We start from the raw sequence: 23069 nt of genomic DNA on the forward strand, positions 1-23069 counted from the left end.
TGGTCACTCAGCCGTGACTAACGGCCCGCGCTGTGCGAGTATCTAGCAACTCACCCGTCGTCGTGTGGGTGTTCGCTCGCTGAAACGCAAGGAGACCCCAGACATGATGCCGAGGCCGTTGCCCGCCGACCCGATGATCCGCCAGCTCGTCCGCCAGGCCCAGCATGCCACCCTGGGTCGTCGCACCCTGCTCGCCGGAGCGGGCGCCGGGGCCGCGGCCCTCGCCCTTGCTGCGTGCTCCACCGGTGGAGCAGCCAAGCCCTCCGCGGCCGCCGACGTCTCCGATTCAGACAAAACCATCCGCTGGGACAACTGGGCGCTCTACATCGATGTAGACGACGCCGGCAGCTACCCCACGCTTGCGGCGTTCACCGCCGAAACCGGCATCAAGGTCGCGTACACGGAAGCCGTCGACGACAACAACACCTACTACGGCAAGGTCAAGGACCAGCTCGCCCTCGGCAAAGACATCGGCGCCGATGTCGCGTGCCTCACCGACTGGATGGTGGGCCGGCTGATCCGCTTCGGTTACACCCAGGGCCTCGACCACGCGAACATCCCCAACCTGAGCAACCTGCTCCCGTCCCTCAAGGACGTCGACTTCGACCCGGGTCGCGCGATGAGCGTGCCGTGGCAGGGCGGCTTCGCCGGGATCGCCTGGAACAAGGAAAAGCTCCCCAACGGCTTCACCTCGGTCTCCGAGCTGTGGGACCCGAGCCTCAAGGGCCGCATCGGCGTCCTCTCCGAGATGCGGGACACGATGGGCCTGATCATGCTCGACCAGGGCGTCGACATCTCCGGGAAGTGGGGCGACTCCGAATTCGGCGCCGCGATCGACGAGTTCAAGAAGCAGGTCGCCAACGGCCAGGTCCGCAACATCAAGGGCAACTCCTACAAGGAAGACCTCGTCAACGAGGACACCCTCGCCGCCATCGTCTGGTCGGGCGACATCGTGCAGCTCAACGCCGAAAACGGCGACAAGTGGGGCTTCGCCGTGCCCGAGAAGGGCGGAACGCTCTGGAACGACAACTTCATCGTTCCGATCGGGTCCCCGCGCAAGAAGAACGTCGAAAAGCTGATCAACTACTACTACGAGCCAGAGGTCGCCGCAGAGGTCGCCGCGTACGTGAACTACATCACCCCCGTCGCCGGTGCGAAGGAAGCCGCGATGGCGATCGACCCCGAGCTCGCGAACAACCAGCTGATCTTCCCTGACGCCTCGACCCTCGCGAAGGCGCACGTGTTCCGCACCCTCGACGGGACAGAGGAACAGAAGTACGGCGCCGACTTCCAGTCGATCCTGCTGGGAGCCTAGGGTGGCATCCGGCACCTTCGCCGATTCGGGTGCCGACCTCGAACTGGTCGGAATCCAGAAGCGTTTCCCCGGCTTCACGGCCATCGAACACCTCGATCTCTCGATCCCGGCCGGCTCCTTCTTCGCCCTGCTCGGCCCGTCCGGCTGTGGCAAGACCACGACGCTCCGGCTCGTCGCCGGCCTCGAGGAGCCGACCGCCGGCAGCATCCTGATCGGCGGGGCGGATGTCACGCAGCAGAAGGCCTTCCAGCGCCCGGTCAACACGGTGTTCCAGAGCTATGCGCTCTTCCCGCACATGACGGTCCTCGAAAACGTCGCCTTCGGACTCCGCCGCCGGAAGATCGCCGACCCGGTCGGCAAGGCGCACGAGGCGCTCCGGCTCGTCGAGCTCGACCACCTCGCCGCGCGCAAGCCACAGCAGCTGTCCGGCGGGCAGCAGCAGCGGGTCGCCCTCGCCAGGGCGATCGTGAACAAGCCGGCACTCCTGTTGCTCGACGAACCGCTCGGCGCCCTCGACCTCAAGCTGCGCCGCCAGATGCAGCTCGAACTCAAAACCATCCAGGAGGAAGTCGGCCTCACCTTCCTGCATGTCACCCACGACCAGGAGGAGGCCATGACCATGGCCGACACCATCGCGGTGATGAACAAGGGCCGGATCGAACAGATGGGCGCGCCCGAGCTGCTCTACGAGCTGCCGAAGACGGCGTTCGTCGCGAACTTCCTCGGCCAGTCGAACCTCTTCACCGGGCCCGTCATCGGCAGCACGAGCACCTCGATCACCGTCGACATCGCCGGGCACCGGGTACTGGTCCCCGCCGACCGGGCGCACCGCCACGCCGGCGAGGTCACGATCGGCGTCCGGCCGGAGAAGATGTGGCTGCATCGCAAGGCGCCCGTCGAGGCCGCCGACCGCAATGTCATGGGTCCCGGCCGGGTGATCGACGTGTCATTCAGCGGCGTGAGCACCCAGTATCTCGTCGCCGTGCCGTACATCGGCACCCTGATCGTCTTCGCCCAGAACATGGCCTTCGGCCCGGTGGCGGATGTCGGCGACGAGGTCTGGCTCGACTGGCACGTCGAGCACGGCTTCGGCCTCGAAGATGAACCCGTTCCGGGAGCCGGGCCCCGGTTCGCCGCGGACACCGACACCCGGAGCATCGCGGCGCAGCGCCGCGAGTCCCTCGTCACGGAGCTCGAGGAGGCCTAGTGGCGTTCGCGGCCTTCGCCACCACGACTGCGCAGGCAGACCCGGCCCCGCGGCGACGCAGCCGGGTCGCCATCCTGTTGCTGTTGCCCGGCATCCTCTATCTCGTTCTGTTCTTCCTGACCCCGCTCGTCTCGCTCCTGATCACCTCGTTCCAGGCCCCTGCGGAATTCGGGGACATCGGCCAGTACACCTACGCGTTCAACTGGCAGAACTACGTCGACGTCGTCACCGATTACTGGCCGCACATCGTGCGGTCCTTCGCCTTCGCCCTCGCCGCGACGGTGCTCGCCCTGCTGTTCAGCTACCCGCTCGCGTACTTCATCGGTGTGACCGCGCGGCGCTGGCCGCTGCTGCAGAGCCTGATGCTCGTGCTCGTGATCGCCCCGTTCTTCATCAGCTTTCTGCTGCGCACCCTGGCCTGGAAGCAGCTCCTCTCCGACGAGTCCTTCGTCGTGACGAGCCTCAAGGCCGTCTCGCTGCTGGCACCGGATGCCCACCTCACCGGGACCCCGATCGCCGTCATCTTCGGGTTGACCTACAATTTCATCCCGTTCATGACACTTCCGCTCTACACGACTCTGGAGCGGCTCGACCTGCGCTACCTCGAGGCGGCGAGCGACCTGTACGCGCACCCGTTCGAGGTGTTCCGCAAGGTGACGATTCCATTGTCGATGCCAGGGATCGTCGCGGGCACCCTGCTGACCTTCATCCCCGCCGCCGGCGACTATGTCAACGCGAGTCGCGACTTCCTGGGCGGACCGGACAGCCAGATGATCGGCAACGTGATCGAGGCCAACTTCCTGGTCCTGTTGAACTACCCGGCGGCCGCGGCGCTCTCGATCATCCTGATGAGCGTGATTCTCGTGATCGTCGGAATCTACGTCAAGCGCGCGGGCACGGAGGAACTGCTGTGAAAATCTCCCTCGGCAGATGGCTGCTGCCGGTCTACTCCGCCCTCGCCCTGCTGTTCCTGATGGTTCCGATCGCCTACACGTTCGTCTTCTCGTTCAACGATTCGCTGAAGTCGAACATCACCTGGCGCGGGTTCACCTTCGACAAGTGGCTCAACGTCTGCGCCGTGCAGAACGGCGCGGTCTGCGAGGCGTTCGGAAACAGCCTCGTGATCGGCTCGGTCGCGACCGTGCTTGCGACCGTGATGGGCACCATGATCGCGATCGCCATCGTGCGCTACCGGTTCCGGTTCCGCTCGGCGACGAGTCTCCTGCTGTTCCTGCCGATGGCCACCCCCGAGGTCGTGCTCGGCGCGGGACTCGCCGCGCAGTTCCTGTCGCTCGGCGTCGCCAAGGACATGACCACGATCATCCTCGCGCACACGATGTTCTGCATCAGCTTCGTCGTCGTGACCGTCAAGGCCCGCGTCGCGAGCCTCGACCCCGCGCTCGAGGAGGCCGGGCGGGACCTCTACGGCTCGTCGACCCAGGTCTTCCTCAGGGTGACGCTCCCGCTGCTGGTCCCCGGCATCCTCGCCGCCGCCCTGCTGTCCTTTGCGCTGAGCTTCGACGACTTCATCATCACGAACTTCAACTCGGGCGCGGTGACGACCTTCCCGAAGTACATCTACATCTCAGCGGCCCGCGGCATCCCGGCCGAGGCGAACGTGATCGCCTCCGCCGTCTTCATCTTCGCGCTCGTCGTCGTCGTCACAGCGCAGGTGTCCTCCGCGGCACGGGCGAAACGGCTCGCCCGGCAGGGGTAGTGGGTGAGTCGTCAGCGGTAGCTCGCGTGAATGCGCCCGACCGGGTGGCCGCCGCCGTACACGGCGAGGCCGAGGTCGGGAAGCAGCGCCTCGACATCCGTGTGTGCGATCGCGCCGGCGTCGGCGAGCAGGTTGAGAGCCACGAGCGTCGCCGCGCGCAGGCTGCCGTCCAGGATCTTGAGGGCGACCGTCGTTCCGTTCGGGGCGGCCGCGACCATGATGCCTTCAGCGCCGCCCTTCACGAACAGGCCGAGCCGATCGATCACGAGGGTGTCCGACTTGCCGGGGCCCGCGACGACCCAGCCGTTCTGGCGAACGGCCTCGGAGAGGAAGCCGGCTTCGCGGTAGATCGCGAACGGCGAGTTCGACTTGGACGAGGCGATCCGGCCGATACCGCGCGCCAGCCCGGCGAGGGAGAGCGCGTGCACGGGCGCGCCGCAGCCGTCGACACCCGAGGCGGCCGGGCGTTCGCCGGTGAAGCGTTCGACGACATCGAGAATGCGTTTCTGCAGCGGATGCTCCGGCTCGAGATAGCCGGTCAGCGGCCACTCGTTCTGCACGCACGCCACGAGCATCGCCGCGTGCTTGCCCGAGCACTCCATGTAGATGGGGGCCTGGCCGGCGCCGAGGCGCACGAGCGCGTCGCGGGTGGCGTGGTCGATCGGCCAGGCCGGCGGGCAGGCGAGCGCGGTCTCCGGGATTCCGGCCCGGGAGAGCAGGCCGCGCACGAGGTCGGCGTGCCGCTGGGTGCCGGTGTGGCTCGCCGTCGCGATCGCGGCGTCCTCGCCGCGCAGGGTGACGCCGCTCGCCATCACGGCGACGGCCTGGAACGGCTTCATCGATGAGCGAGGGAAGACCGGACTCGTCACGTCGCCGAGGGAGCGGAGCACGGCGCCCTCAGCCGTGAGCACGACGGCGGAACCGGCGTGCCTCGATTCGACGAAGCCGCTGCGTTCGACGACGGCGAGTTCGACGGCATCCGTCACGGCGAAGGTCTGCACGGGGTGCGGGAGCTGGGTGTGCCCGATTGTGTCCGCGAACGACACTAGAGCGCGGCGATCGCGTCGTCGATGACCGAGAGGGCATCGAGGAGCAGGACGTCGGTGACGGCGAGACTCGGCAGGAAGCGGAGCACGTTGCCGTAGGTGCCTGCTGTCAGCAGCAGAACGCCGTGCTGGGCGGCGTATGCGGAGATCGAGTTGACCGCGGCGGCGTTGGCGACCTTGGTCGTCGCCCCGGTGCCCGGCTGCACGAGCTCGATCGCGATCATCGCGCCACGACCACGGATGTCCCCGATGATGTCGTACTTGTCCTGCAGCTTCCCGAGGCCCGCACGAAGGGTCTTCTCGATCCGCTGTCCCTCCGCGAGGAGGTTGTTCTTCTCGATGGCCTGGAAGACGGCGATCGCGGCCGCGCAGGAGACCGGGTTGCCGCCGAAGGTGCCGCCGAGGCCGCCGGTCTGGGAAGCGTCCATGATCTCGGCGCGTCCCGTGACCGCCGCGAGGGGGAAGCCGCCGGCGATGCCCTTGGCCGTCAGTACGAGGTCGGGGACCCAGCCGAAGTGCTCGCTCGCGTAGTATGCGCCGGTGCGGGCCATGCCGCTCTGGATCTCGTCGGCGATCATGACGACGCCGTTGGCGGTGCACCACTCCTGCAGGGCGGTGAAGTACCCCTCTGCGGCGACCATGAAGCCGCCTTCGCCCTGGATCGGTTCGACCACGAGGCAGGCCAGGTCGGACGCGCCGATGACCTTGTCGAGGTAGGCGATCGTGCGTGCCGCGGCATCCGCCCCGCTGAGGCCGTCGTGATAGGGGTAGGAGCTCGGCACGTGGTAGACGTCGCTCGCGAGCGGGCCGTAGCCGGTCGCATACGGCATGGCCTTGTAGTTCATCGCCATCGTGAGCACGGTGCGGCCGTGGTACGCGTGGTCGAGCACGGCGACGGCGCGGCGGCCGGTGAACTTGCGGGCGATCTTCACGCCGTTCTCCACGGCTTCTGCACCCGAGTTGATCAGCACCGACTTCTTGGCGAAATCACCAGGGGTGTGCTCGGCGAGGAGCTCGCAGACGCGCACGTATTCCTCGTACGGCGTGACCGTGAAGAGGGTGTGGATGAAGTCCTCTGCCTGCCCGACCGCGGCGGCGACGACGCTCGCCTCGGTGTGGCCGATCGTCGTGACGCCGATGCCGGCGCCGAGGTCGATGAACTGGTTGCCGTCGACGTCGACGACGATGGCACCGTGGGCCTTCACGATGTACACCGGGAGAGCGGAGCCGACGCCGCCGGACACCGTCGCGAGGCGGCGCTTCTGCAGTTCGACCGAAAGCGGGCCCGGGACGGCCGTGACGATGCGTCGCTCCTGCGTGACCGAGGGAGCAGTGGACGTGGGGGTCGAGGGCGTCAGCGTGTCAGTCATGATGCGTCCAGTTTACCCAGTGTCGTTTCCCGGTTGGGGTAGCGCCCTGAGAGAATCGGGGAATGAAAATCGAGCACCACTACGACGTGCGGGTGGCCTGGACGGGCAACCGCGGAACGGGAACGAGCGACTACCGGGCGTACGGTCGCGACCATGTGGTTTCGGCGGAGGGCAAGCATCCGCTCGAGGGGTCGTCTGACCGAACGTTCCACGGTGATGCCGACCGCTGGAACCCCGAGGAACTACTGCTCGCGGCCCTGAGCCAGTGCCACATGCTGTCCTACCTGCACGTGGCCGCGCGGAACGGTGTCGTCGTGGTCGGCTACACCGACGACGCGACCGGCACGATGGTACAGACGAGGGATGGCGGCGGTCACTTCACCGAGGCTATGCTGCGTCCGCGGGTCACGGTGGCCGATCCCGGCCAGGTGGAGCTCGCTCACTCGCTGCACGCCGAGGCGGCCCGGGAGTGCTTCATCGCAGCTTCCGTGAACTTCCCGGTGCGCCACGAACCCGAAACCGTCGCCGTTCCCTGACCCTCGGGCCAGGGAACGGGCGAGGTTCACACGCCGGAGAGGGCGCGGAGGGTTTCCTCGATGACGGATGCCGCGTCGTCGATGAGTTCCTCGGAGATGACGACGGAGGGCATGATCCGCAGCACGGAGTCCCAGCTGCCGGCATCGAGCACGATCACGCCGTGCGAGGTCGCGTGCTTGAGGATCGCGGTGAGCGCCTCGGGGTACGGCGTGGTCGTTCCGGGGTGCACCAGCTCGACGCCGAACATGGCGCCCTTGCCGCGCACCTCGCCGACGACGGAGAACTTCTCGGCCCAGTCGCCGATGCGGGCCCAGAGGGCCTTCTCGACGCGCCTGGCTTCGCCGAGCAGGTCGTCGCGTTCGATGATCTCGAGCACCTTGAGCGCTGCCGCGGTCGAAACCGGGTTGCCGCCGAAGGTCCCGCCGATGCCGCCGGGCTGGACGGCATCCATGATGTCGGCGCGACCGGTGACGGCGGCGAGCGGGAAGCCGCCCGCGATGCCCTTTGCCGTGGTGACGAGGTCAGGGACGACGCCGTGGTGCTCGATCGCGTACCAGACGCCGGTGCGGGCGATGCCGGCCTGGATCTCGTCGGAGACGAAGACGATGCCGTTCTCGGTGCAGAACTCGCTGATCCGCTTGAAGTAGCCGGGGGCGGGGATGACGATGCCGCCATCGCCCTGGATCGGCTCGACGAAGAACGCCGCGATCTCGGTGGCGCCGATGTGGGTCGTGATGTAGTCGATCGTCTTCTCGGCGGCTTCCTCGCCGGTCAGGCCGTCGCGGTACGGGTAGCTCGTCGGGACGCTGTAGATCTCGCCGGGGAACGGGCCCATGCCGGCGCGTTCCGGCCAGGGCCGGTACGTCATCGTCATGGTCAGGTTGGTGCGGCCGTGGAAGGCATGGTCGAGCGCGACGATGGCGCGGCGCCCGGTGAACTTGCGGGCGATCTTGACCGCGTTCTCGACGGCCTCGGCACCGGTGTTGACCAGGATCGACTTCTTCGGGAAGTCACCGGGGGTGATCTCCGCGAGCTTCTCGGCGACGGCGACGTAGTTCTCGTACGGCGTGACGGTGAAGAGGGTGTGGGTCAGCTTCGCGGCCTGCGCGGCAGCGGCCTCCGCGACCTCGGCGTTCGCGTGCCCGATCGTGGTGACTCCGATGCCGCAGCCCATGTCGATGATCTGGTTGCCGTCGACGTCGACGAGGATCGCGCCGGCTCCGTGGTCCATGTAGATGTTGACGAGCGTGCCGGCTCCGCGGGACACCGAGTTGACCCGGCGTTCCTGCAGTTCAATGGACTTGGGGCCCGGCAGGGCGGTGACGAGTTTACGTTTTTGGGGGACCGAGTACGAAGCAGACATGGGTCCAGCTTAGTTTGCGGCGATTTCCCCGGTGTTTCCGCGCGCCGGTAGCTGCTGAACCCGGCTAGACGCGTTCTCGCGGGAAGACCTTGTCTGCGAGCCCGTGCAGCCCGGGGCGGGGTGATTCGTTGTACCGCCCGGCGAGCTCCTGGCCGGAGAGCTGGTGGATCGCGGCCATGATCTCGTCGGTGGCCTGGCGCCTGGCCCGGCCTGAGGTCGCGGGCCCGTGGCGGCTCACGTCGATCGGTTCGCCGAAGTTCACGGTGATCTTCCGCACCCGCGGGATCCGGGTGCCGACGGGCTGGATCTCCTGGGTGCCGATCAGGCCGACCGGCACGACGACGGCACCCGTCGTGAGGGCGAGCCAGGCGACGCCGGTGCGCCCCTTGTAGAGCCGTCCGTCGAGGGAGCGGGTGCCCTCTGGGTAGATGGCGAAGGCGCTGTCCGACTCGAGGATGCTGCGGCCCGCGTCGAGCGCGTCCTGTGCGGCCTGGCCCGCGCCGCGTTCGATCCCGACAGCACCGATCGACTCGAACCAGGTTCGGGTGAGATAGCCCTTGATTCCCGTCCCGGTGAAGTACGTCGACTTCGCAAGGTACTGCACCCGACGCGGCGTCACGAGCGGGATGACCATGCTGTCGATGAAGGAGAGGTGGTTGCTCGCGATGATGACCCGGCCGGAGCGGGGGATGTTCTCGGTCCCCGTGATGACGGGCCGGAAGATGATCCGGGCGATCGGCGCCATGACGCCGTAACTCAGGTAGTAGACGAATCCGGGACGACGGGTCCTGGGGAGATCCGAGGCGGTCTCCGCGACCTCGTCGGGCTCCTGGATAAGGGGTTCCTGGGGTTCGTCCTTGGCTCCGGTCACTGCTCGACCCTACCGCCGTGACACCCGGTACCACGAAAGCTAGCATGAGGGAATGCGCAGACGAGTAGTAATTCTCGGGTCCACCGGCTCGATCGGAACCCAGGCCCTCGATGTGATCCGGGCGAATCCCACCCGGTTCGAAGTGGTCGGACTCTCGGCAGGCGCCAACCGGGAGATGCTCGCGCAACAGGCCGAGGAATTCCAGGTCGACGACACCGCGCTCGGCGCCGACGAATCCGAACAGCTCGTGACGGATGTCGACGCCGACGTCGTGCTCAACGGCATCACGGGCTCCGTGGGGCTCGGTCCGACCCTCGCGGCGCTCAGGGCCGGGCGCACCCTCGCCCTCGCGAACAAGGAATCCCTCATCGTGGGCGGCGACCTCGTCACGGCGCTCGCCGCACCCGGGCAGATCGTGCCGGTCGACTCTGAGCATTCCGCGATCGCGCAGGCGTTGCGCTCGGGGACGGCACGTGAGGTGTCCCGGCTCGTGCTGACGGCATCCGGTGGCCCGTTCCGGGGCCGCACCCGCGAGGAGATGCGGGCCGTCACCCCCGCCCAGGCGCTCGCGCACCCGACCTGGGACATGGGGCTCGTCGTCACGACGAACTCGTCGACCCTCGTGAACAAGGGCCTCGAGATCATCGAGGCTCACCTGCTTTTCGATGTCGCCTACGAAGACATTGACGTCGCCGTGCACCCGCAGTCGATCGTGCACTCGATGGTCGAGTTCATCGACGGCTCGACGATCGCCCAGGCCTCGCCGCCCGACATGCGCCTGCCGATCTCGCTCGGCCTCGACTGGCCGAACCGGGTCGCCGCCGTCGGTGTTCCCCTCGATTGGACGAAGCCGCAGACCTGGACCTTCGAACCGCTCGACACCGTTGCGTTCCCGGCCGTCGCGCTCGCGAAGCAGGTCGGCCGTGCCGGTGGCACATACCCGGCCGTGTTCAACGCGGCCAATGAGCAGGCCGTCGCCGCGTTCCACGCCGGCAGGATCGGATTCCTCGACATCGTGGACACCATCCAGCGGGTCGTCGAGACCCACGAGCAGGACGGCCCGCTCACCCGGGAGTCCCTCGCGGCAGCAGAGACCTGGGCGCGCGCCGCCGCAGACAAGCTCCTCGCCCGATCTGCATAACCCCCGGCGGCCCGGGGTCAGGCGCGGTAGCTGTCCGCCGTCGTGGTGAGCGCGTCGAGCCACGGGGTGGCGACGACGCCGAGCTCGCGTTCGGTCTCCGCAGAGTCGATGATGAACGGCGACGTGAACTGGTAGCTCGAGGCGTAGACCTCACGCATCAGGGGGTTGGCCAGGCCGATGCTGCGCAGCACCCACTGTGGGTAGCCGGAGACCGAGCCCGCGCAGTCGTAGCGTTCGTTCAGCTCGGCCGCGATCTCCACGCGGCTGGCCGACGCACTCGGCACGTGCCAGATCCGGCCCCAGTCCCCGGCGTAGTCCGCGGCGGCGATCAGGGTCGAAACGATGTCGGGCAGGTAGCTCCAGCTGTGCGGGAGCTCGGGCCTGCCCACGACGCGCGCGGTCTTCGAAGCCAGGATCGCGGTGAAGAAGTCCGTGCCGAGGTGCGCGGTACCGGTCGCTCCCGGCCCGAAGTAGTCGCTCGCGCGCACCTCGACCGCCCGGATCTGCCCGGCCTCGTGCGCCGCACGCACCCGGCGCCACCCCTCCCTGCGAACCAGGCCCTTGCGCTCGGTCGTCGTCTCCGGCGTGTGCTCGGTCATCGCGCCGCGCGGTGTGCCGTAGGGGTAGAGGTTCCCCATCACAACGAGGGAGGCGCCACTCGCCGCGGCGGCTGTGATCGCCGCGCCGATGATCGGCGGCCACTGCGCGGCCCAGTCCGTGTATGGCGGGTTCGTGCAGAGGAAGATCGTCGAGGCCCCTGCCGCCGCGGCGGAGAAAGCGTCCGGGTCGCTCGCGTCGAGTACCAGCGGGGTCGCGCCGGCCGCTGCTGAGCCTGAGCGCGTCGCGATCGTGACGGTGTCCCCGCGCGCCGCGAGCCGTTCGGCGACGGGACGGCCGATCAGGCCGGCCCCGACTACAAGATGGTGAGTCATATGTCCTTCCGGCCCATGACGAGGGTCACCCGTCGCAGTTGTCCTTTTTCGGATTGCACTTGTCCTTCTTACCGTTGCCCTTGTCGTTGCCGCTGTCAACGGAAGGAGCCGGGACCGGGACGGCGGACGGAGGAGCGGAACTGAGCCTGGCCGCCTCCTCGAGCGCGGCGAGGTCTGCGGTCACACTGTCGATCGCAGCCTGGATCTCTGTCGCGCGGGTCCCCGTGACCTGGCCGGTCGCGGCCGCCGTGAGCAGGTCGGCCTGCACGGCGTCGAGGGCGGCAGAGGCGCCCGGGTAGTCGCCTGCCGCAGCGGCCTCCGTCACCGAGAGCACGCCGGACTGCAACTGGGTCGCCGTCGACGGCTGAACGGGGGAGCTGTCGGAGGCGCACCCCGTGAGGGCGGCGGCCACGAGCAGTGCGCCGCCCACGAGCGCGGCGAGGCGGCCGCGGATGCCGTTGGCGCCGGTGCCGGTCCTGGTGCGCATGCCGATGCTCACGGTGCCACGCTTTCCTGGAGCTGTCGCAGGTGGTCGCCGAGGGTTCCGGCGACGTCGGGGTATGCCGTGGTGCTCGTGGACGGACCGGCCGGGGCATCCGCCTGCGCAGCGGGGCGCAGCGTGAAGCCGAGCACGACGATCGTGATCAGGGCGACCGCAGCGACGGCGAGCACGGCGAGACCGGTCCTGCCTGTGAGCACGCGAGGCCAGGCCGTCGACCGGGGTGGGCGAGCGGATGCGGCCGGCGCCCCGGCCGCCTGTCGTGGCTCCCCAGCACCGAAGGAAACCGTCTCGGCAGTGAACCCGGCACTGGCGAAGACGGTGGACTCGCCGGGAAGGACCCGGGTCGGGGTATCCGCCGGCGCGAAGGCGCGTGTCGCCGCATAGGCCGCCGTCGGGTCCAGCGCCTGCGTCGGGGCATCCGCCGCCGGGAGGACGCTCGCCGGGGTGTACGCCTCCGTCGTCGCGCCGGCATCGGGTGACACTGTCGCCTCCGTCGTTCCAGCGATGGTTTCCGCCGCCGCCTCGGACTGCGCCAGCAGTCGCAGCCGCACCGCGGCATCCGCCGGTCTGAGCCGCTCGTCCGGTTCGCGGCGGGTCATGCCGCCGAGCACGTCTGCCCAGGCCCGACCGAAGGTCGGGGAGATCTCCGGGTCGCGCTGCAACCGCGCCATCGCGGACTCGATCGCCGTTCCCGGGTATGCCCGCTCGCCGGTGAGGCATTCGAGCAGCACGAGACCGAGCGAGTAGACGTCGCTCGGCGCTCCGATCGTCGTGCCGAGCGCCTGTTCGGGGCTGAGATAGCCGGCCGTGCCGAGGAAGGTGCCGGTCGCCGTGAGGCGGGTCGCGTCGACGAGGCGGGCGATGCCGAAGTCGGCGAGCTTGGCGTGCGACGCGCGTCCGGGGAACCCGGAGGCGGCGAGCAGCACGTTCGCCGGCTTGATGTCGCGGTGGATGATCCCGCGTTCGTGCACGTAGTGCAGCGCTTCGGCGAGGTCTGCGCCGAGCGTTGCGACCTCCGAGCGCGGCATCGGGCCGGCGGCGATCCTCGTTCGGAGGTCGGTTCCGTCGACGAGCTCCATCACGATGAAGGTGCGCGCGGTCCCGTCGACGACCGCGGTGCCTGCGTCGAAGAGCGTGACGAGGGCGAAGTGGTTGAGGCTCGCCAGCACGGCGACTTCGCCGCTCTGCCGTTCCGAACCCGCGTCGTCCGTCGTGTCGAGCCGGAAGAGCTTGACCGCGACGGTGCGTCCGAGGGCGAGGTCGGTCGCCTCATAGACGACGGCCATCCCGCCGACGCCGATCAGGCGGTCGATCCGGAAGCGGTCAGCGAGGCTGACGCCGATGAGGCCGTCAACGGGGCGGGGACCGCCGGAGGAAAGCGAAGGCAGGGGAAACTCCATTCGGGTTCGGTACCCCCCAAGCAAACCACACCCCGCATAGCGAACCGCCAGCGGCCTGTCAGCTTCGGGTGGGTAATCTACGACTGTGGAAACCGTGCTGCTGTACATATTGGGCGTCGTGATCGTCGTCGTCGGACTCGCCCTGTCCATCGGCCTGCACGAAATCGGCCACCTGCTGCCGGCGAAGGCGTTCGGCGTCAAGGTCACCCAGTACATGATCGGCTTCGGCCCCACGCTCTGGTCGCGCCGCAAGGGCGAGACGGAATACGGCGTGAAGGCCATTCCCCTCGGTGGCTATATCTCGATGATCGGCATGTTCCCGCCCGCGAAACCCGGGGAGAAGCCGCACCCGAACAGCACGGGCTTCTTCAACCAGCTTGTGCAGGAAGGCGCTCCTGCCCAGGACCCGACAGCCCAGGACCCGAGCGCGAAGAAGCCGGGGGCCCTGACGAGCCTTGTCGAAGATGCCCGGCAGTCGAGCGCCGACACGATCGGCGCCGGCGAGGAACACCGCGCCTTCTACCGCCTGGCGGTGTGGAAGCGCATCATCATCATGCTCGGCGGGCCCACCATGAACCTGCTGATCGCGGTCGTGCTCTTCGCGGTCCTCCTGATGGGCTTCGGCACCGCGCAGGCGAGCACAACGGTCGGCAGTGTGTCCGCGTGCGTGCTCCCCGCGACGAGCACCCAGACGACCTGTGCCGCGACCGACGAGAAGTCCCCGGGCGCGGCGGCGGGCCTGCAGCCCGGCGATCGCCTCGTGAGCATCGGTGGCACCGCGATCACGAGCTGGGACCAGTCGACCGGGATCATCCGCAGCTCGCCCGGCACCCCGCTCGCCGTCGTCGTCGACCGCGCCGGAACCGACGTGACTCTCACGATCACCCCCAAACTGACCGAACGGTACGTTCTCGACGCCGCGGGGAAGGTCACCACGGATGCCGACGGTAAGGCCATCACGCAGGAAGTCGGCTTCGTCGGCATCGGCCCGGCAGGCGAACTCGTCCAGCAGCCCGCCACGGCCGTGCTGCCCGCCGTCGGCGACAACGTCGGCGCCGTCGTGCACATGATCCTGAACCTCCCGCAGCGGATGGTCGACATCGTCAACGCCGCGTTCGGTCCCGGCGAGCGCGACCCGAACGGTCCGATCAGCGTCGTCGGGGTCGGCCGCGTCGCCGGCGAGATCGCGAGCATCAACACCATCCCCGTCGCGAGCAAGGCCGCGAGCCTGATCGGCCTGCTCGCCTCCCTCAACGTTGCCCTCTTCGTGTTCAACCTGATCCCGCTGATGCCGCTCGACGGAGGCCACGTCGCCGGCGCACTCTGGGAGGGCCTGCGCCGCCGGGTCGCGAAGCTCTTCAAGCGCAAGGATCCCGGCCCCGTCGACATGGCCAGGCTGATGCCGATCACCTTCGCGGTCGTCATCCTGCTCGGCGGCATGAGCCTCCTGCTCATCTACGCCGACATCGTCAAGCCGATCAACCTCTTCGGCTGAGCCCGGCACCTTTCCGGTCGAGAGTGACCTTTCCGCGGGTCACTCCCGACCGGAACGGTCACACACAGGGGCCGCCCAGGGCCTGAACGCGCACGGGCACGTACTCCCGGGGGCGGATGCCGCGGGTCGTTCCGGCACGTAGCATCGGAATATGCCGCCACACTGGGATACCGACGCGCCGTGGTTCGACCATGAGCGCTCTCTTCCCGGCGGCCCAGGCAGCCGGATGCCCCGCGCGGGCCGCGTGCTCTTCCCCGCGATCTTCTCGTTCCTGGTCCAGGTGCCCGCCACCGTGCTGCTCGCCCGCTACGGCCGCGACTTCGGCCATGCCGGCCACGACCTCGGTGGTGAGCTCGGCGCGCCCCGGCCCGGCTGGTTCCTCGCGGTCGCCCTCGCCCTGATCGGCCCGATCGCCCTCCTCGGCGCACGCCGTTTCCCTGGCCCTGTCGCAGCCGTGTGCGCTGCGGCGGCCGGCGCGCTCATCCTGCTCCGCCCGGACGTCGGCCTGCCCTACGTCGCCCTGGGTTTCGCGATCGTGCTCGGGATCGTGCGCGGCGCGCGGGTCTGGGTCTACGCATCCGTCGCCCTGGCCTGGACGGCGACGATCGCGCTCGCCGGGACGCTCGGAGTGCCGCTTCAGCCCGCCCGTGTCGCGCTCACGACCGTCGCCCTCGCCGTGCTCTGCGCGATCGGAGAGACGGTACGCACCCGGCGCGAGCAGATGCGCGAGCTGCGCCGCCGAGCGGATGCCCGCCGCCAGTCCGCGGAACAGCGCGAGCGGGTGCGCATCGCGCGCGAACTCCACGACGTGCTCGCACATTCGCTGTCCCTGATCAACGTGCAGGCCGGAGTCGGGCTGCACCTCATCGACAGCCAGCCCGCCAAGGCGGCAGAGGCCCTCGCGAACATCAAGCTCACGAGCAAGAACGCGCTCGACGAGGTGCGCACGGTGCTCGGCATCCTGCGCGCGGACGCCGAGGGGGAGACCGGTGAGCGTGCCGGGGGAGCCGTGCCGCTCACCCCCGAGCCCGACCTGTCCCGGCTTCCCGCCCTGATCGACTCGTACAGCGCCCAGGGGCTGCACGTCTGGCTGGTCGGGCAACTGGCGCCCGTGACGGAGGCCACGACCGCCGCCACCCAGCTCGCGCTCTACCGGATCTGCCAGGAGGCACTCACCAACGTGCTGCGGCACTCGCAGACGCTCTCCGCGACCGTCCGGCTCGAGCTCGACGACGGTGACGCCGTGCTCACCGTGACCGACGAGGGCTCGACAGAGCCGCTCGACCCGGCCATCGTTCCCGGCGGCGGCCTGCTCGGTATGCGCGAACGTGCGGAACTCCTCGGCGGGAGCCTGCGGGTCGAACGACCCTCGCCGGGCGGGTTCCTCGTCGAGGCGCGCCTGCCCCTGCGGAGGAGCCGGTGATCCGCGTCGTGATCGCAGACGACCAGCAGCTGATCCGGGCCGGCTTCCGTTCGCTGCTCGAGTCCGAACCGGATCTCGAGGTCGTCGCAGACGCCGCGACGGGGACGGAAGCCGTCGAGCAGGTCACCCGGCTCCGGCCAGACGTCGTGCTGATGGACATCCGGATGCCCGGCGGCGACGGCCTCTGGGCGACAGAGCAGATCGTCGGCAACCCCGAGCTCGGGGGAACGCACATCGTGATCGTGACGACCTTCGAGCTTGACGAGTACGTCGTCCAGGCGATCCGGGCGGGCGCGAGCGGCTTCCTCGTCAAGGACACCGAACCGACCGAACTGATCCGGGCCGTGCGCGTCGCGGCGGCGGGGGACGCGCTGCTTTCGCCCGGCGTGACCCGGCGACTGCTCACCCGGCTCGAGACCGGGCTGCGGCGCCCGAGCGATCCGGCGGCGCTGGCCGTGCTCACGGACCGGGAGCGCGAGGTGCTCGCGCTCGTCGGCCGGGGGCTCACGAACACCGAAATCGGCGTTCGGCTATTCCTGAGCCCGCTCACCGCGAAGACGCACGTGTCGCGGATCATGTCGAAGCTCGCCGCGCGCGACCGTGTGCAACTCGTGATCCTTGCCTACGAGACGGGCCTCGTCAGCGACGGCTGGTGACCTGCACCCCGGGGAGTAGTCCAAGTGCCTCCTCCGGGCCGATGCCCCGGCGAGCGGGGCCGGAAAGAATCGGATCATCGGTTCTTCCCCACCGAGGCCCCGCAGGGGGTCCTCACACAGATTGGACTCACCATGCTTTCGACAGCGGTTCTCACCGGGTTCGCCACCCATATGGGCTACGGCCCCGGCTGGGGCGGCGGGCCGGTCTGGTTGTTCTTCCTGATCCCCTTCTTCGGCCTGCTCCTCGTGGTCGCCCTGTTCGCGATCCTCGGCAGGCGCTGGCGTCGTCACGGCGGACCCGGATTCTCCGGCCACCCCGGCTGGCAGGCGTGGCAGGCGGCCCAGGCCGGGCAGGCCGACGGCACCCGCAGCGCCGAGAAGACCCTCGCCGAGCGCTTCGCCCAGGGCGACATCGACGAGGTCGAGTATCGGGCCCGCCTCGAGGTGCTCCGCGCCAACCGCGCGGACCCCACTCCCGGCGCCCCACTCCCGCCCCAGTAGCGGCGCGACCGGTTCCCGGCTCCTCCGGGCGAGCGCGCCACTTGCGCCGCTTTGCTGCAGGCACGCCTGTCGCGTAGCGGCGGAGCCGGCGCGCAACGGCCGGCCCGGTGCAGAAATCGCCTGGGCCGGGCATCCGCCCAGTCAGGGCACCTAAGATATTCGCGTGGCTGCAATCAATTTGGGAATGCCCAAAGTACCTGAAATCCTCGCTCCCCGGCGCAAGAGCCGGCAGATCAAGGTCGGCAAGGTCCTCGTCGGCGGTGACGCCCGTGTGAGCGTCCAGTCGATGACGACGACCCCGACCACCAACATCAACGGCACCCTGCAGCAGATCGCCGAACTCACGGCGAGCGGATGCGATATCGTGCGTGTCGCCGTCCCGAGCCGTGACGACGCAGAGGCCCTGCCGATCATCGCGAAGAAGAGCCAGATCCCCGTGATCGCGGACATCCACTTCCAGCCGAGTTACGTGTTCGCGGCGATCGACGCGGGCTGCGCCGGCGTGCGGGTCAACCCGGGCAACATCCGCAAGTTCGACGACCAGGTCGGCAAGATCGCGGCGGCGGCCAAGGCCGCCGGCGTCTCGATCCGGATCGGCGTCAACGCCGGCTCCCTCGAGCCGAGCATCATGCAGAAGTACGGCAAGGCCACCCCTGAGGCGCTCGTCGAGAGCGCCATCTGGGAGGCGAGCCTCTTCGAGGAACACGACTTCCACGACTTCAAGATCTCGGTCAAGCACAACGACCCCGTGATCATGGTCAAGGCGTACCGCCTCCTCGCCGAGCGCGGCGACTGGCCCCTGCACCTGGGTGTCACCGAGGCCGGCCCCTCCTTCCAGGGCACCATCAAGAGCGCGACGGCCTTCGGCATCCTGCTCGGCGAGGGCATCGGCGACACCATCCGCGTGTCGCTCAGCGCCCCTCCCGCCGAAGAGGTCAAGGTCGGCCTGCAGATCCTCCAGTCGCTCAACCTCCGCGAACGCAAGCTCGAGATCGTCTCCTGCCCGAGTTGCGGCCGCGCCCAGGTGGATGTCTACAAGCTCGCGAACGACGTCACCGACGGCCTCGAGGGCATGACCGTTCCTTTGCGCGTCGCCGTGATGGGCTGCGTCGTCAACGGACCGGGCGAGGCCCGCGACGCCGACCTCGGCGTCGCATCCGGCAACGGCAAGGGCCAGATCTTCGTGCGCGGCGAGGTCATCAAGACCGTGCCGGAGTCCGAGATCGTCGCGACCCTAATCGAGGAGGCCAACCGCCTCGCCGCAGAGATGCCGCCGTCCGAGGACTCCCTCGGCGCCCCCGTGGTCACCATCTCGCGGTAGCGCGACCCGCCGCAACCGCCGCATTCCCGCGGAAACTGTTGCCGTTGCGGACAACTGAGCCTGCTCTGCCGGCCACGGTTGTCCGCAACGGCAACAGTCGTGTCCGGCGCGCGCCGTAAAGTAGGGGGGTGCCTACACGTCTGTCGTCTTATTTCCTCCGTACCCTTCGCGAAGACCCCTCGGATGCCGAGGTCACCAGTCACCGACTCCTCGTCCGGGCCGGTTACATCCGCCGCCAGGCCCCCGGCATCTTCGCCTGGCTCCCGATCGGCCTCCGCGTCAAGAACAAGATCGAGACCATCGTCCGCGAGGAGATGGCCGAGGCCGGCGCCTTCGAGGTGCACTTCCCCGCCCTGCTCCCGCGCGAACCCTACGAGGTCACCGGCCGCTGGGACGAGTACGGCGAGGGCCTCTTCCGCCTCCAGGACCGCAAGGGAAGCGACCTCCTGCTCGCGCCGACCCACGAGGAGGTCTTCACGCTGCTCGTCAAGGACCTCTACAACAGCTACAAGGACCTGCCCCTGTCGATCTACCAGATCCAGGACAAGTACCGCGACGAGGCCCGTCCCCGCGCCGGCCTCCTCCGCGGCCGCGAGTTCACGATGAAGGACGCGTACTCCTTCGACTACACCGACGCCGGCCTCGACCTGAGCTACCAGGCCCAGCGCGACGCCTACGAGCGCATCTTCACCCGTCTCGGCCTCGAGTACGTCATCGTCAAGGCGGATGCCGGCGCGATGGGCGGATCCCGGAGCGAAGAGTTCCTGCACCCCACCCCCATCGGCGAAGACACCTTCGTGCGTTCGGCCGGCGGGTACGCAGCCAACGTCGAGGCATTCACGACCCTGGTCCCTCCCGTCATCGACTGGACGGCGCTTCCGGCCGCCGAGGTGCACGACACCCCGGACACCCCTACCATCCAGACCCTCGTCGACAGCGCGAACGCGAACCACCCGCGCACCGACGGCAGGGAGTGGACCGCAGCGGACACCCTCAAGAACATCGTGCTCGCCCTGACCAACCTCGACGGCACCCGCGACCTCGTCATCGTCGGCGTTCCGGGTGACCGCGACGTCGACCTCAAGCGCGCCGAGGTCGCCTTCGCCCCCGCAGAGGTCGAAGCGGCGAACGCAGGCGACCTCGCCAAGCACCCGGGTCTCGTCACGGGCTACATCGGACCGTGGGCCCTGGCCGGTGCAGTGCTCGGCGAGAAATCGGCCACCGGCATCCGTTATCTCGTCGACGCCCGCGTCGTCGACGGCACCGCGTGGATCACCGGAGCGAACGAGAACGGTCGTCACGTCTTCGGCCTCGTCGCCGGGCGCGACTTCGCCGCCGACGGAACCGCGGAGGTCGCGAACGTTCGCGCCGGCGACCCGGCGCCCGACGGCTCCGGCCCTGTCGAGCTTGCCCGCGGCGTCGAGATCGGCCACGTCTTCCAGCTCGGCCGGAAGTACGCCGAAGCGCTCGGACTCAAGGTTCTCGACGAGAACGGAAAGCTCGTCACGGTCACGATGGGTTCGTACGGGATCGGGGTCACCCGCATCCTCGCCCTCCTCGCGGAGCTCAACAACGATCCGAAGGGCCTGATCTGGCCGGTGTCGGTCGCCCCGTTCGACGTGCACGTGATCGCGGCAGGGCGCGACGAGATCGTCTTCGAGACCGCGGCCGCGGTGGCCGCGACCCTCGAGGCGACCGGGCGGGAGGTCATCTACGACGACCGCCGCAAGGTCTCGCCCGGCGTCAAGTTCGGCGACGCCGAACTGATCGGGGTCCCGCAGATCGTGATCGTCGGACGCGGAGCCGTCGACGGCATCGTCGAGCTCTGGGACCGCAGCTCGGGAGAGCGCATCCAGTGCGCTGTGGACAACCTCGGGGCGCACTTCGCCTGAGAACCGCCCAGAAAGTCCGTCTGGAACAGGCGCCCGTCCCCTTCGGGGTGACGGGCGCCTGTTCCGTCGGGTACCGTAGATACCAGCCCGCTGCGCAGTTTCGCGGCGGCAGAATCTGAATAGAGGAGGCCGGCCATGGACATCGACCTCAGCGTGTTGCGGCAGTTGGAGCGCGAGAAAGAGATTCCCTTCGAGGAACTCGTGCAGATCATCGAGCAGGCGATCTTGACGGCATACGTCAAGCACACCCACCAGGGTGAGACAACGAAGCAGGCCGTCGAAGAAGAGCCGGAAGCGCGTGTCGTCCTCGACCGCAAGTCCGGCCATGTCGACATTTTTGTACCAGAGCTCGACGACGACGGCAACGTCATCGGCGAAGCGATCAACAACCCGACCGACTTCGGCCGGATCGCGGCCTTCGCCGCGAAGCAGGTCATCAACCAGCGTCTCCGCGACCTGGCCGATGACGCGGTGCTCGGAGAATTCAAGGGACGCGAGGGCGAGATCGTCGCCGGCGTCATCCAGCAGGGCCCGAACCCGCGGATGATCCACGTCGACCTCGGCACGATCGAAGCGATCCTTCCGCCGGAAGAACAGGTCCCCGGCGAGACCTACGTGCACGGAGCCCGGATCCGGGTCTACGTCACGGCCGTCGGCAAGGGCCTCAAGGGGCCGCAGATCACCGTGTCGCGCACCCACCCGTCCCTCGTCCGGCGCCTGTTCGCCCTCGAGGTCCCCGAGATCGCGAGCGGTGTCGTCGAGATCGTCTCCCTCGCCCGCGAGGCCGGCCACCGCACCAAGATGGCCGTGCGCGCGACCGAGCCCGGCGTCAACGCCAAGGGCGCCTGCATCGGCGAACTGGGCCAGCGCGTCCGGGCCGTGACGGCTGAGCTCAACAACGAGAAGATCGACATCGTCGACTACTCGCCGGACCTCGCGACGTTCGTCGCGAGCGCCCTGTCGCCGGCTAAGGTGACGAGCGCCTACGTGATCGACCAGTCGATCAAGGCCGTTCGCGCCCTCGTTCCCGACTACCAGCTCTCGCTCGCGATCGGCAAGGAGGGCCAGAATGCCCGTCTGGCCGCCAAGCTGACGGGTGCCAAAATCGACATCCAGCCGGACAGCATCCTGGAGGACACGGAATAGGGGGTACGATGGAACCCGTTAGAACGTGCATTGGATGCCGTTCGCGCGCTCCGCGTGCCTCTTTACAGAGGTTCGTAGCCCGAGACTCGGAACTCGTGGTGGATCAAACCGCCACTCTGCCCGGTCGAGGCGCGTGGCTGCATCCCAGCATCGAATGCTTCCAAGACGCACTGCGGCGACGCGCTTTCGGGCGTGCCCTTCGCGTGACCAGTCCTCTGGACGCGAAACAACTAGAGAACAGGCTGAACTGGCTAATGGACAACTAATGAGCGGCTCGAAATGAGACCCGTCCGTTACTAACGGTCTGCCCCTTTCCGGGTGCAGACCCGGAATTGGAGAATTGTGGCTGCGAAACCACGCGTACATGAGATCGCTAGCGAGCTCAATGTCGACAGCAAGGTAGCCCTTGCGAAACTGAAAGAGATGGGCGAGTTCGTCAAGGGCCCGTCCAGCAGTGTTGAACCCCCGGTAGCCCGTCGTCTGCGCGCGGCTCTGCTGGCCGACGCCGCTTCCGGCGCCGGAACCACTGCCCCGTCAACCACCCCGGGTGCCGGCGCAACGCCGGGTGCCCCCACAGGCGTCAAGCCCGGCGCGCGGCCCTCACCGGCCCGCCTCGCGGTCAAGCCGGGTGCACGCCCGAGTGCGGCTCCTGCCGCGCCCGTCGAAGCCCCCGCAGCGGATGCCGCACCGCATCCCGTCGCGCCCCTCACCGTCGCAGAGCGCCAGACGGTCGCCGTCGAAAAGGCCGCAGCTGCTGAGAAGTCCGCGAGCATCGAGAAGGCTGCCGAACAGGCTGCCGCAGCAGACCCGACCGCCCCGAAGACGGCCACCCCGGCGGCCAAGTCCGACCGTGGTCCGTCCACGGGCGCCAAGCCCGGCGCGAGCGTTCCGCGCCCGCCGTCGGCACGTCCGGGCAACAACCCCTTCGCCAGCAACCAGGGCATGGGCAAGACCCCCACGCCGCGTCCGGGCAACAACCCGTTCGCGAGCGCACAGGGCATGGGCCAGCGCCCGCCGTCCTCGACGGCCCCGAGCAACATCCCCCGTCCCGCCGCACCCCGACCCGGCGCACCGCGTCCGGGCGGACCCGGCCAGGCTCCGCGCCCGACCGGTTTCGGCCAGCGTCCCGGCGCGTTCCAGCGTCCGGGCGGCGCCGGAGCCGGCGGAGCACGTCCCGCCTTCCAGCGCCCCGGTGGCGCGCCCGCCGGTGCCCCCGGCTTCGGCCCGCCGCGTC

Annotated in this window: 22 protein-coding genes; 15 read left to right on the forward strand and 7 right to left on the reverse strand. The window is 68.8% G+C overall.

Going from position 1 to position 23069, the window contains the following annotated elements; translation table 11 throughout:
• Positions 1–103 precede the first annotated feature (103 nt).
• Genes E3O46_RS08395 through E3O46_RS08410 form a run of 4 tightly spaced genes read left to right on the forward strand, consistent with a single transcriptional unit; the run spans position 104 to position 4239 of the window.
• Positions 104–1315: an ABC transporter substrate-binding protein gene (locus E3O46_RS08395; protein WP_134445876.1), complete on the forward strand. Its 1212-nt coding sequence runs from the start codon at positions 104–106 to the stop codon at positions 1313–1315.
• A gap of 1 nt (position 1316) precedes the next feature.
• Positions 1317–2522, forward strand: a complete 1206-nt coding sequence (locus tag E3O46_RS08400; protein WP_134445875.1) for an ABC transporter ATP-binding protein — start codon at positions 1317–1319, stop codon at positions 2520–2522.
• Positions 2522–3436, forward strand: a complete 915-nt coding sequence (locus tag E3O46_RS08405) for an ABC transporter permease (protein ID WP_134445874.1) — start codon at positions 2522–2524, stop codon at positions 3434–3436. Before E3O46_RS08400 ends, E3O46_RS08405 begins: the two co-directional genes overlap by 1 nt.
• The gene (locus E3O46_RS08410; RefSeq protein WP_174774623.1) at positions 3433–4239 is read left to right on the forward strand and encodes an ABC transporter permease; all 807 of its coding nucleotides are present in this window, start codon (positions 3433–3435) and stop codon (positions 4237–4239) included. The genes E3O46_RS08405 and E3O46_RS08410 overlap by 4 nt, the downstream gene beginning before the upstream one ends.
• An 11-nt stretch (positions 4240–4250) precedes the next feature.
• Here the strand turns inward: E3O46_RS08410 and E3O46_RS08415 are convergent, their stop codons facing one another.
• Together E3O46_RS08415 and gabT are read right to left on the reverse strand one after the other, a co-directional pair.
• Positions 4251–5285, reverse strand: a complete 1035-nt coding sequence (locus tag E3O46_RS08415; protein ID WP_241975397.1) for an asparaginase — start codon at positions 5283–5285, stop codon at positions 4251–4253.
• Entirely contained in the window at positions 5285–6655 is a 1371-nt protein-coding gene (gabT, locus tag E3O46_RS08420; RefSeq protein ID WP_134561516.1) for a 4-aminobutyrate--2-oxoglutarate transaminase, read from the reverse strand. The genes E3O46_RS08415 and gabT overlap by 1 nt, the downstream gene beginning before the upstream one ends.
• 62 nt (positions 6656–6717) lie before the next feature.
• On the opposite strand from gabT, the gene E3O46_RS08425 reads away from it, so the two are divergent.
• The gene (locus tag E3O46_RS08425) at positions 6718–7191 is read left to right on the forward strand and encodes an OsmC family protein (RefSeq protein ID WP_134445872.1); all 474 of its coding nucleotides are present in this window, start codon (positions 6718–6720) and stop codon (positions 7189–7191) included.
• A gap of 26 nt (positions 7192–7217) precedes the next feature.
• Here E3O46_RS08425 and E3O46_RS08430 read toward each other — a convergent pair whose 3' ends face one another.
• Together E3O46_RS08430 and E3O46_RS08435 are read right to left on the reverse strand one after the other, a co-directional pair.
• The gene (locus E3O46_RS08430) at positions 7218–8555 is read right to left on the reverse strand and encodes an aminotransferase class III-fold pyridoxal phosphate-dependent enzyme (RefSeq protein ID WP_134445871.1); all 1338 of its coding nucleotides are present in this window, start codon (positions 8553–8555) and stop codon (positions 7218–7220) included.
• A gap of 64 nt (positions 8556–8619) precedes the next feature.
• Positions 8620–9426, reverse strand: a complete 807-nt coding sequence (locus E3O46_RS08435) for a lysophospholipid acyltransferase family protein (protein WP_370294610.1) — start codon at positions 9424–9426, stop codon at positions 8620–8622.
• 52 nt (positions 9427–9478) lie between these two features.
• On the opposite strand from E3O46_RS08435, the gene dxr reads away from it, so the two are divergent.
• Positions 9479–10567, forward strand: coding sequence for a 1-deoxy-D-xylulose-5-phosphate reductoisomerase (gene dxr / locus E3O46_RS08440; protein WP_134445870.1), 1089 nt, complete (start codon positions 9479–9481; stop codon positions 10565–10567).
• Between the two features lie 17 nt (positions 10568–10584).
• Here dxr and E3O46_RS08445 read toward each other — a convergent pair whose 3' ends face one another.
• From E3O46_RS08445 to E3O46_RS08455, 3 genes are read right to left on the reverse strand one after another with little or no spacing between them, the layout of a single operon-like run.
• Positions 10585–11499, reverse strand: a complete 915-nt coding sequence (locus tag E3O46_RS08445; RefSeq protein WP_134445869.1) for an NAD-dependent epimerase/dehydratase family protein — start codon at positions 11497–11499, stop codon at positions 10585–10587.
• Between the two features lie 25 nt (positions 11500–11524).
• Positions 11525–11998 (reverse strand): hypothetical protein, encoded by a 474-nt coding sequence (locus E3O46_RS08450; RefSeq protein ID WP_134559506.1) that lies wholly within the window; start codon positions 11996–11998, stop codon positions 11525–11527.
• Positions 11995–13401 (reverse strand): serine/threonine-protein kinase, encoded by a 1407-nt coding sequence (locus E3O46_RS08455; protein WP_134445867.1) that lies wholly within the window; start codon positions 13399–13401, stop codon positions 11995–11997. Before E3O46_RS08455 ends, E3O46_RS08450 begins: the two co-directional genes overlap by 4 nt.
• 85 nt (positions 13402–13486) lie before the next feature.
• Between E3O46_RS08455 and E3O46_RS08460 the strand changes: the two genes are divergently transcribed.
• From E3O46_RS08460 to E3O46_RS08500, 9 genes are all read left to right on the forward strand, one after another.
• Positions 13487–14896, forward strand: coding sequence for a M50 family metallopeptidase (locus E3O46_RS08460; protein ID WP_198413642.1), 1410 nt, complete (start codon positions 13487–13489; stop codon positions 14894–14896).
• A 151-nt stretch (positions 14897–15047) separates the two neighbouring features.
• Positions 15048–16319, forward strand: coding sequence for a sensor histidine kinase (locus E3O46_RS08465; protein WP_198413641.1), 1272 nt, complete (start codon positions 15048–15050; stop codon positions 16317–16319).
• Positions 16316–16975 carry a response regulator gene (locus tag E3O46_RS08470; protein WP_134561517.1) on the forward strand — a complete coding sequence of 220 codons (660 nt, stop codon included), beginning with the start codon at positions 16316–16318 and terminating at the stop codon, positions 16973–16975. The genes E3O46_RS08465 and E3O46_RS08470 overlap by 4 nt, the downstream gene beginning before the upstream one ends.
• A 132-nt stretch (positions 16976–17107) precedes the next feature.
• Positions 17108–17476 (forward strand): SHOCT domain-containing protein, encoded by a 369-nt coding sequence (locus E3O46_RS08475; RefSeq protein WP_241975396.1) that lies wholly within the window; start codon positions 17108–17110, stop codon positions 17474–17476.
• 163 nt (positions 17477–17639) lie between these two features.
• On the forward strand, positions 17640–18797 hold the full coding sequence (ispG, locus tag E3O46_RS08480; RefSeq protein ID WP_174775122.1) for a flavodoxin-dependent (E)-4-hydroxy-3-methylbut-2-enyl-diphosphate synthase: 1158 nt from the start codon (positions 17640–17642) through the stop codon (positions 18795–18797).
• A 128-nt stretch (positions 18798–18925) separates the two neighbouring features.
• On the forward strand, positions 18926–20689 hold the full coding sequence (locus E3O46_RS08485; RefSeq protein WP_134561518.1) for a proline--tRNA ligase: 1764 nt from the start codon (positions 18926–18928) through the stop codon (positions 20687–20689).
• Positions 20690–20824: 135 nt separating this feature from the next.
• Positions 20825–21835 (forward strand): transcription termination factor NusA, encoded by a 1011-nt coding sequence (nusA, locus tag E3O46_RS08490; RefSeq protein ID WP_134445864.1) that lies wholly within the window; start codon positions 20825–20827, stop codon positions 21833–21835.
• An 8-nt stretch (positions 21836–21843) separates the two neighbouring features.
• Positions 21844–22101: a YlxR family protein gene (locus E3O46_RS08495; RefSeq protein ID WP_134445863.1), complete on the forward strand. Its 258-nt coding sequence runs from the start codon at positions 21844–21846 to the stop codon at positions 22099–22101.
• Positions 22102–22177: 76 nt separating this feature from the next.
• Positions 22178–23069, forward strand: an 892-nt coding sequence (locus tag E3O46_RS08500) for a translation initiation factor IF-2 N-terminal domain-containing protein (RefSeq protein WP_174775123.1), incomplete at its 3' end; no start/stop codon positions are given.

The organism is Cryobacterium glucosi (genome assembly GCF_004402235.1).
GTDB classification, from domain to species: domain Bacteria; phylum Actinomycetota; class Actinomycetes; order Actinomycetales; family Microbacteriaceae; genus Cryobacterium; species Cryobacterium glucosi.

Coding starts and splice junctions, on each gene's coding strand:
- E3O46_RS08430 (WP_134445871.1), bottom strand. CDS start 8,555: ATGTCTGCTTCGTACTCGGTCCCCCAAAAACGTAAACTCGTCACCGCC.
- E3O46_RS08495 (WP_134445863.1), top strand. CDS start 21,844: ATGGAACCCGTTAGAACGTGCATTGGATGCCGTTCGCGCGCTCCGCGT.
- E3O46_RS08395 (WP_134445876.1), top strand. CDS start 104: ATGATGCCGAGGCCGTTGCCCGCCGACCCGATGATCCGCCAGCTCGTC.
- E3O46_RS08465 (WP_198413641.1), top strand. CDS start 15,048: ATGCCGCCACACTGGGATACCGACGCGCCGTGGTTCGACCATGAGCGC.
- E3O46_RS08425 (WP_134445872.1), top strand. CDS start 6,718: ATGAAAATCGAGCACCACTACGACGTGCGGGTGGCCTGGACGGGCAAC.
- E3O46_RS08455 (WP_134445867.1), bottom strand. CDS start 13,401: ATGGAGTTTCCCCTGCCTTCGCTTTCCTCCGGCGGTCCCCGCCCCGTT.
- dxr (WP_134445870.1), top strand. CDS start 9,479: ATGCGCAGACGAGTAGTAATTCTCGGGTCCACCGGCTCGATCGGAACC.
- gabT (WP_134561516.1), bottom strand. CDS start 6,655: ATGACTGACACGCTGACGCCCTCGACCCCCACGTCCACTGCTCCCTCG.
- E3O46_RS08475 (WP_241975396.1), top strand. CDS start 17,108: ATGCTTTCGACAGCGGTTCTCACCGGGTTCGCCACCCATATGGGCTAC.
- E3O46_RS08445 (WP_134445869.1), bottom strand. CDS start 11,499: ATGACTCACCATCTTGTAGTCGGGGCCGGCCTGATCGGCCGTCCCGTC.
- nusA (WP_134445864.1), top strand. CDS start 20,825: ATGGACATCGACCTCAGCGTGTTGCGGCAGTTGGAGCGCGAGAAAGAG.